General features: G+C 73.7%; 8 protein-coding genes. 6 read left to right on the forward strand and 2 right to left on the reverse strand.

Annotated elements, in window-relative coordinates; translation table 11 throughout:
• The first annotated feature begins 166 nt into the window (after positions 1-166).
• Positions 167-442 carry a hypothetical protein gene (locus OF819_RS15515; protein ID WP_267244102.1) on the forward strand — a complete coding sequence of 92 codons (276 nt, stop codon included), beginning with the start codon at positions 167-169 and terminating at the stop codon, positions 440-442.
• Between the two features lie 184 nt (positions 443-626).
• On the opposite strand, the gene OF819_RS15520 is transcribed toward OF819_RS15515, so the two are convergent.
• Positions 627-2189 carry a FadD3 family acyl-CoA ligase gene (locus tag OF819_RS15520; protein WP_267244103.1) on the reverse strand — a complete coding sequence of 521 codons (1563 nt, stop codon included), beginning with the start codon at positions 2187-2189 and terminating at the stop codon, positions 627-629.
• A 280-nt stretch (positions 2190-2469) separates the two neighbouring features.
• On the opposite strand from OF819_RS15520, the gene OF819_RS15525 reads away from it, so the two are divergent.
• The 5 genes from OF819_RS15525 to OF819_RS15545 all read left to right on the forward strand — a co-directional run bounded on the left by OF819_RS15525 (position 2470) and on the right by OF819_RS15545 (position 6068).
• Positions 2470-3621, forward strand: a complete 1152-nt coding sequence (locus OF819_RS15525; protein ID WP_267244104.1) for a lipid-transfer protein — start codon at positions 2470-2472, stop codon at positions 3619-3621.
• A gap of 6 nt (positions 3622-3627) precedes the next feature.
• Positions 3628-4077: a Zn-ribbon domain-containing OB-fold protein gene (locus tag OF819_RS15530; RefSeq protein ID WP_267244105.1), complete on the forward strand. Its 450-nt coding sequence runs from the start codon at positions 3628-3630 to the stop codon at positions 4075-4077.
• Entirely contained in the window at positions 4074-4862 is a 789-nt protein-coding gene (locus tag OF819_RS15535) for an enoyl-CoA hydratase/isomerase family protein (RefSeq protein ID WP_267244106.1), read from the forward strand. The genes OF819_RS15530 and OF819_RS15535 overlap by 4 nt, the downstream gene beginning before the upstream one ends.
• A 62-nt stretch (positions 4863-4924) precedes the next feature.
• On the forward strand, positions 4925-5716 hold the full coding sequence (locus OF819_RS15540; protein ID WP_267244107.1) for a DUF2785 domain-containing protein: 792 nt from the start codon (positions 4925-4927) through the stop codon (positions 5714-5716).
• Positions 5717-5855: 139 nt separating this feature from the next.
• Positions 5856-6068 carry a GNAT family N-acetyltransferase gene (locus OF819_RS15545; RefSeq protein WP_416370543.1) on the forward strand — a complete coding sequence of 71 codons (213 nt, stop codon included), beginning with the start codon at positions 5856-5858 and terminating at the stop codon, positions 6066-6068.
• Between the two features lie 167 nt (positions 6069-6235).
• On the opposite strand, the gene OF819_RS15550 is transcribed toward OF819_RS15545, so the two are convergent.
• Positions 6236-7712: PQQ-binding-like beta-propeller repeat protein (locus OF819_RS15550; protein ID WP_267244108.1), on the reverse strand; the 1477-nt coding region annotated here is incomplete at its 5' end.

Below are 7712 nucleotides of genomic sequence, written 5' to 3' on the forward strand. Positions count from 1 at the left end.
ACATGCTTATTGCATCGATTCACCGCAACGGGGGGCAGGTGGATCGGCTGGGCTTCGCACGCCACGGTGAGCGGCCCGAAGACGCCCGTTCGGCAACCCACGGGGGAGTGGCCGAACGGGCGTCCGCCTCCCACCGACGCACGATCATTTCCGCAGGAGTAGCACCATGAGCGAAGTCGGGCAGAACGAGAACCTCAACCTCACCACCATGGACAGCCACGCTCCCGCCCCGCCGAAGGGCGGCTTCAAGCCGGCCGACGGCGCCAAGACGATGGACAGCCATGCCCCGGCCCCTCCGCCGGACGGCCTGCTCGACGCGGAACTCGAGAACATCGTCTCGATGGACAGCCACGCCCCCGCCCCGCCCGCGGACGGCGGCGGCGGTACCTCCGCCCCGGAGCCGGACGACAGCCACGCACCGGCCCCGCCGGCGAAGGACTGACCACAGCAAGCCCGGGGACGCCGGGGGGAACGGCAACTGGGGGGTTGCCGTCGAGGGCGTACCCGAGTGGCGCACCTGGGGGGCGGGTGCGCCACGTTGAGGGGGGAACGGGGGATGCCCGCGGCTGCGACGGCCCGGAGGGGGAGCCTTCGCAGCCGCGGGCCTGTCGTACCGGGGGCTCTCCTCACCCCCACGCCCTGAGTTCCGTCTTCAGGACCTTGCCACTCGCGTTCCGCGGCAACGCGGCCACGAACTCCACCTGCCTCGGCACCTTGTAGTTGGCCATCTCCCGACGGGCCCAGGCGATCAGGTCGTCCGCGGTGAGCGCCGCGCCCGGGCGGCGGACCGCATAGGCCTTGGCCACTTCGCCGAGGCGGGGGTCGGGGACGCCGATGACCGCGACGTCGGCGATGCCGGGGTGGAGTCCGAGGAGGCGTTCGATCTCGGCGGGGTAGGCGTTGAAGCCGCCGACGATGAACATGTCCTTGATGCGGTCGGTGATGCGGAGGTTGCCCGCCGCGTCGAGGACGCCGATGTCGCCGGTGCGGAGCCAGCCGTCGGAGGTGAGGGCCTTGGCCGTCTCGTCCGGGTCCTCGAAGTAGCCCTGCATGACGTTGTGTCCGCGGACGAGGATCTCCCCCGGCTCGCCCGGGGCGGAGGCGCCCGCGATGCGGACCTCGGCGTCCGGGATGGCGCGTCCTGAGGTGGCGGCGATGACGTCGGGGGCGTCGCCGCGGCGGCACATGGTGACAATGCCGCTCGCCTCGGAGAGGCCGTACGCGGTCAGCACGGTGGACACGCCCAGCTCGGTGCGGAGCCGCTCCACGAGCGGGAGGGGGACGACCGCCGCGCCGGTGACCACGAGCCGCAGGGCCGAGATGTCGTGGGCGTCACGCCGGGGGTGATCCAGCAGCGACTGGTGGAGGGTCGGCGGGCCGGGCAGTACGGAGATCCGTTCGGCGGCGATGTTGGCCAGGACCGTGTCCACGTTGAAGACCGGCTGCGGCACCATCGTCGCGCCCCGCATCAGACAGGCGATCACTCCGGCCTTGTAACCGAAGGTGTGGAAGAAGGGGTTCACGATCAGATAGCGGTCGCCCTCGCGCAGCCCGGCCAGTTCGCACCAGATGTCATAGCAGCGCAGCGTCTGGGCATGGGTGATGACCGCGCCCTTGGGGCGGCCGGTGGTGCCGGAGGTGAAGACGATGTCGGAGGGCGCGGACGGGGCGACGGCGTCGGCCCGCGCCCGTACCTCGCGTGCGCCGACCCTGTCGCCGCCCGCCAGGAAGTCCTTCCATGTGCGGTAGTCGTCCGGTGCAAAGTCGCCGAGGACCACCGTCTGTTCGAGGTGGGGCAGTTCGGCGGCGGCGCGGCGCAGGGACGCCACATACGAGGTGCCGAGGAAGGCGCCGGTGATGAAGAGCATCCGGGCGCGGGAGCGGTTGAGGACGTCGGCGGCCTCCGCGCCCTTGTAGCGGGTGTTGAGCGGCACCAGCACCGCTCCCGCGCCGACCGCCCCGAGCGAGGCGACGATCCAGTCCAGGGTGTTGGGGGCCCAGACGGCGACCCGGTCGCCGGGCTCGACCCCGGCGGCGATGGCGGCCGCGGCGGACCGTTCCACACGCTCGCCCAGCTCCGCGTACGAGACGCGGGTGCGGCCCTCGACGACGGCCTCCCGCTCCCCGTACCGCTGTGCGGCGTCGCGCACCAGCCCCGGAACGCTGCCCCACTGAAGGTCGCCGCGCATACACAAGCCCCTCTCCCGAGACCCGAACACCGTTTTCCCACCCCTCTCCCCGTGACTGGGGCTCCGCCCCAGACCCCGCTCCTCAGGGGCAGCACAATCAAGCCCCGTGGGAGTACCCCCGGACGGAGTCTGGGGGAGTTTGAGGCGCGGGGGTCCGGGGGCGGAGCCCCAGGTTCGGGAAGGGGCGGGGTGGGGGAGAAACAACTAGCTGACTACCCGTCAGATTAGCGGTACGCTTCCCCGCTGTCAGCAGTGCGCCACCGCCCACGGGGAGGCCCGCATGACCGCCACGCTCAAGGACGCGACCGCGATCGTCGGCATAGGGCAGACCCCCTTCGCCCGCCGGCTCCCCGAGCCGGAGAAAACCCTGGCCTGCCGTGCCGTCCTTGACGCCCTCGCCGACGCCGGCATCGACCCCTCGGAGGTCGACGCCTTCGCCTCGTACACCATGGAGGCGACCGACGAGGTGGAGATCGCGAAGTCCATCGGCGCGGGCGATGTCACCTTCTTCTCCCGGGTCGGCTACGGAGGCGGCGGCTCCTGCGCCACCGTCGCCCACCTCGCCGCCGCGATCGCCACCGGCCAGGCGAACGTCGGCGTCGCCTGGCGGTCCCGCAAGCGCGGTTCAGGGCCCCGCCCCTGGACGAACACCGCCGTCCAGCTCCCCACCCCCGCCCAGTGGACCCGCCCCTTCGGCCTGCTGCGGCCCGCGGACGAGATCGGCATCCTGGCCCGCCGCTATATGCACGAGTACGGGGCGACCCGCGACCACTTCTTCAATGTCGCCCTCGCCTGCCGCAACCGCGCCAACCAGAACCCGGCCGCGGTGATGTACGAGCGGCCGCTCACCCGCGAGATGTATATGACCGCCCGCTGGATCAGCGAGCCGCTCTGCCTCTTCGACAACTGCCTGGAGACGGACGGCGCGCTGGCCTGTGTGCTCGTCGGCGCCGAACGCGCCCGCGACTGCCGCCGCCGGCCGGTGTACATCCACTCCGCGGCGCAGGGGCTGCCCGCCCAGCACCACGGGATGGTCAACTACTGGACCGACGACCCGCTTTCCGGACCCGCCTGGACCGCCGCCCGACAGCTGTGGAAACAGGCGGACTTCGGACCGCAGGACGTCGACGTGGCCCAGATCTACGACGCCTTCACCCCGCTCATCCCGCTGTCGCTGGAGGGCTACGGCTTCTGCGGACGCGGCGAAGGGGCCGCCTTCACCGAGGGCGGCGCGCTGGAGACCGGCGGACGGCTGCCGCTGAACACCTCCGGCGGCGGCCTCTCGGAGGCGTACGTCCACGGCTTCAACCTGATCACCGAGGGCGTGAAGCAGCTGCGCGGCTGCTCCACCGCCCAGGTGCCCGGCGCGGCCACCTGCCTCGTCACGGCGGGCGAGGGCGTGCCCACATCCGCGATCCTGCTGAGGAGTTGAGCCGCCATGCCCGGGGACACCCTGCTGCCGCCCGTGATCGACCAGGACGGCGCGCCCTTCTGGGAGTACGCGGCCCAAGGCCAACTGCGCATCCAGGCCTGCGCCCGGCCCGGCTGCGGCGAGCTGCGCTTCCCGCCGCGCCCCTGCTGCCCGCACTGCCGCTCCTTCGACGCCGAGTGGCGGCCGATGTCCGGCCGCGGCCGGATCTGGTCGTACGTGGTGCCGCATCCGCCGCTGCTCGACGCCTACGCCGCCGTGGCCCCGTATAACGCGGCCGTCGTCGAACTCGCCGACGCGCCCCGCATCCGGCTGGCGGGCCATGTGGTCGCGGCCCCGGACGCGCCGCTCGACTCCGTCGACCCGGCGCGGCTGCGCATCGGCGCGCCGGTGCGGGTCGCGTTCACCGAGCAGGCGGGCGTCACCGTGCCGCGCTGGCTGCTGCTGGAGCGGGTGTGAGCGGGCCCCCGGCGGTACGGGTGGAGAAGGACGACGCGACAGGCGTCGCGCTCGTCACACTCGACCGGCCCGGCCGGCACAACGCCGTCGACCTCACGATGGCCGCCGAACTGGCCGCCGTCTGGAAGGGCTTCCGCTACGACGACACGGTGCGCGCCGCGGTGCTCACCGGCGCGGGCGGACGGGCCTTCACCACGGGTGTCGACCGCTCGGCCGAGGTGCCCCAGCCCTCCTCCCCGTACGCGATCGACGACCCCCTGCTGACCATCGGCCCCAAGGCCAACGACCTGTGGAAGCCGGTGATCGCGGCCGTGGAGGGGATGGCCTGCGGCGGCGCGTTCTATCTGCTGGGCGAGGCGGAGTTCCTGGTGGCGGGCGAGGGGGCGGTCTTCTTCGACCCGCATACGACATACGGCATGGTCAGCGCGTACGAGGCGATCCTGATGGCCCAGCGGATGCCGTACGGGGAGGCCGCCCGGATGTGTCTGACGGGCACGGCCGAGCGGCTGACGGCCCGCCGGGCCTACGAGATCGGCCTGGTCTCCGAGCTGACGCCCGCGGGCGAGGCCGTGCCCGCCGCCCTGCGCACGGCCGCCGCGATCGCCGCCTCCCCCACGGAGGCGGTCCAGGGCACGGTCCGCGCCCTGTGGTCCGCCACGGAGGCCGCCCGCACCCAGGCGATGGCCCATGCGGCCCCGCTGATCGCCCTGGGCAGTCTGCCGCCGGAGCGCCAGGCGGAGCTGTTCCGCGGCCGCCGGGGCGGCGGGGACTTCCGCGAGCGGTAAGCATGTCGTCGTACGCCGTTTATTCACGGCGCGCCACGGCGGGGTGCGTCTATCCTCCCGCCATGATCGACTGGACCAGGATCGAAGCCGCCGACTGCGCCGTGCCCGCCGACCGCACCATGGAAGAGCTGGTGCGTGAACTCTCCCGCGCCCTGGCGGACCCCGATCCGCTCATCCGGGACGGAGCGGCCTACTCCGTCCTCGCGACCTGGATAGCACGCGGGGTGATCGACGCGCCCCGGCGGCTGGCGCTGGGGGACGAGATGGCCGACCGCTTCCGTGACCCGGAGATCCAGGCCCGCACCTTCGCTCCCCTCGTCCTCGACATGCTCGTCGCCAAGGGGGACTTCAAGGCGCGCTGGGTGGACGCCTTCGCGGACTGGTACCCGAACGAGAAGGACCTGCGCGGCCACGACGAGAAGCTTGGCTGGCTGCACGCCGTCGCGCACGGCGCGGATCTGCTGGGCAGCTTCGGCCAGCATCCCGAGGTGGCGCCGGTGCGGATGCTGCACCTGGCCGCCGCGCGGCTGACCGCGCCCACCGTCCATGTGTACGAGCAGCTGGAGGACGACCGGCTGGCGCGGGCGGTCGCCCGCGTCCTCACCCGGCAGGACCTGAGCGAGCATGACGCGACCGCGTGGCTGGACCCGATCGGCGTCTGCTTCGGAACGGACCACATCGGCGTCCCGGTCCCCGCGCACCTCTCCAATTGCCTGCGCACGCTCCGCCTGCTCTACATCCTCGCGGACCGCGGCGTGCGACCGGGCCCCGACGCGGCCCCGGAGGCGCTTCGCCACCGTGAAGCGGTCAAGGCCCGGCTCGCCTCGGTCCTCGACCTGATCGTCAAACGCTGAGCCCGCCCCCCGCCCGCGGTGGCGCGGACCAACAGCCCCGCGCCGGTCGGCGCAGACGCCCTCCGGAAGGGGGACGCCCGACTGCGGGGGCACGTTCCGTGAAGTTCCGGCCCACGCTTCCGGCTCCACGCTCCGTGCGATGCACCTCAGCGCCCTGCTGACCTTTCCCGCCCTCGCGGTTGCATGCTGGGGCGCCAGGTCGCCCATAAACGACGCGTCTGCCAGGACGATGGCGCGGGCGGGGATGGTGGAAGAAGGCCGCATCCGGGAACACGTCCGCAAGGGCGGGGTGTGGCGCGACTCCGTCGTCCACGCGATGCTCGACCGCGAGTGGGCGGCTCAGCAGGGCTGACCAGGCGTGCCGCCCGCGCGCTGCACGGCTGTCCCCGAAGACGGCCGTCGTACCGCTCACGGAAGGGGCTCCGTACGGCGGCCGCCGCTTCTGGGCCTCCCCCCGCGGTCCTGACGCTACGCCGCACCGGGCCCGGCCGCCACCAGGGGCGGCCGGGGGCGCACGGCTCAGCGCGGGGCGGGGCGGCCCGTGGCCGTGCCCTTGGCGGCGTCGAGGGCGTAGACGCAGCGGTCCTTGCTGCATGCGTACACGACGCCGCCCTGGACGACCGGCGAGCCGGTGATCTCCCCGCCGGTGGCGAGCTTCCATCGCAGCTGGCCGCCGCTCGCGTCCAGGGTGTACAGGACATGGTCGGCGGAGCCGAAGTGGACCCGGCCGTCGGCGGCCACCGGGGCGCCGACGACCCCTCCGCCCGCCGCGAAGCGCCATTTCGGCGTGCCGGTGACCGCGTCGAGGGTGTAGAGCGCGCTGCCGCTGCCCACATGGACGTGGCCGCCCGCCACCAGCGGCGGCTCGATCGACTGCCGGGACTCGGTGGCGATGCGCCAGCGGTCCTTGCCGGTCGTGGCGTCCAGGGCGTACACCGTGCCGAGGTAGTCGGCCAGATACACGCCGCCGCCGGTGACGGCCGGCCCGGGGGCGAACGCCGGCGGGGAGAGGAAGACCGCGGGGGCCTCGAAGTGCCAGCGCACCAGCCCGCTCGCGCTGTCGATCGCCAGGACGCGGGTGCCGGCCGCCGCGTAGACATAGCCGTCCGACGCCGGATGGACCCGTACGGGCACATTGCCGCAGGAGGCGGCGTCGCCGACCGGGTAGGACCAGCGCTCGACGCCGGTGCGGGCGTCCAGGGCGCGCAGTCGTGCGTCCTTCCACACGTACACCGTGCCGTCGCAGATCGCGGGGCCCGCCTCGGGGGTCTCGAACTCCGTCTGCGCCCCGGCCGTCTCCCACAGCTTCTCGCCGCTGGAGGCCTCCCACGCCTGGACGCCGCCGCCGCGTGTCCCGGTCAGGACCGTGCCGTGGTCGGCCTTGAGGGAGTACACCCAGGCGTCGGTCTGGCAGCGCCAGCGCTCCTGCCCGTTCGCCGCGTCCAGCGCGTAGAGGGTGGGGCCGTCCGAGGCGTGGATACGGCCCTGGGACACGGCCATGGACCAGGCGACGTCCCGTGTCTTGAACTGGCGGCGGCCGCTGGCCACGTCCAGGGCGTGCACTTCGAACGAGGTGACGTACAGCAGCGCGCCGGACACGACCGGGGTGCCCCATACGTCGTTCGACATGCGGAAACGCCAGGGCCGCCAGTGGGCGGGCGCGGCGTCCCGGGGCGGCGCGGGGGCCGGCACCCCGGGCGCGGCGCCGGGCGGTGGCGACGGGGCGGCGGGGGCGGCGAGCGGACTGGTCGGGAGGTCCGCGGCCAGTCCCGCGGGCGGCCGCACCCAGCCGGTCGCCGGTCCCGCGCCGACGTCGGCTCCGCGGGCCGCGGCCTCGGCGGCGCGCGGCCCCGGCCCGATGGGCACCTTGGAGCCCGCCAGCCGTACGGGAGCGGCGTCGGCGACGGCCGAGCCCGCGGTGCGCGGGTCCTCCGCGTGCCGGCGGGACCGGGGCGCTGCGGACGCGGCCCAGTCGGGTGTGGCGTGGGGCCTCGGC

This window comes from Streptomyces sp. PR69, assembly GCF_026420845.1.
In the GTDB taxonomy this organism is placed as follows: domain Bacteria; phylum Actinomycetota; class Actinomycetes; order Streptomycetales; family Streptomycetaceae; genus Streptomyces.

Coding starts and splice junctions, on each gene's coding strand:
- OF819_RS15515 (WP_267244102.1), top strand. CDS start 167: ATGAGCGAAGTCGGGCAGAACGAGAACCTCAACCTCACCACCATGGAC.
- OF819_RS15520 (WP_267244103.1), bottom strand. CDS start 2,189: ATGCGCGGCGACCTTCAGTGGGGCAGCGTTCCGGGGCTGGTGCGCGAC.
- OF819_RS15525 (WP_267244104.1), top strand. CDS start 2,470: ATGACCGCCACGCTCAAGGACGCGACCGCGATCGTCGGCATAGGGCAG.
- OF819_RS15530 (WP_267244105.1), top strand. CDS start 3,628: ATGCCCGGGGACACCCTGCTGCCGCCCGTGATCGACCAGGACGGCGCG.
- OF819_RS15540 (WP_267244107.1), top strand. CDS start 4,925: ATGATCGACTGGACCAGGATCGAAGCCGCCGACTGCGCCGTGCCCGCC.
- OF819_RS15545 (WP_416370543.1), top strand. CDS start 5,856: ATGCACCTCAGCGCCCTGCTGACCTTTCCCGCCCTCGCGGTTGCATGC.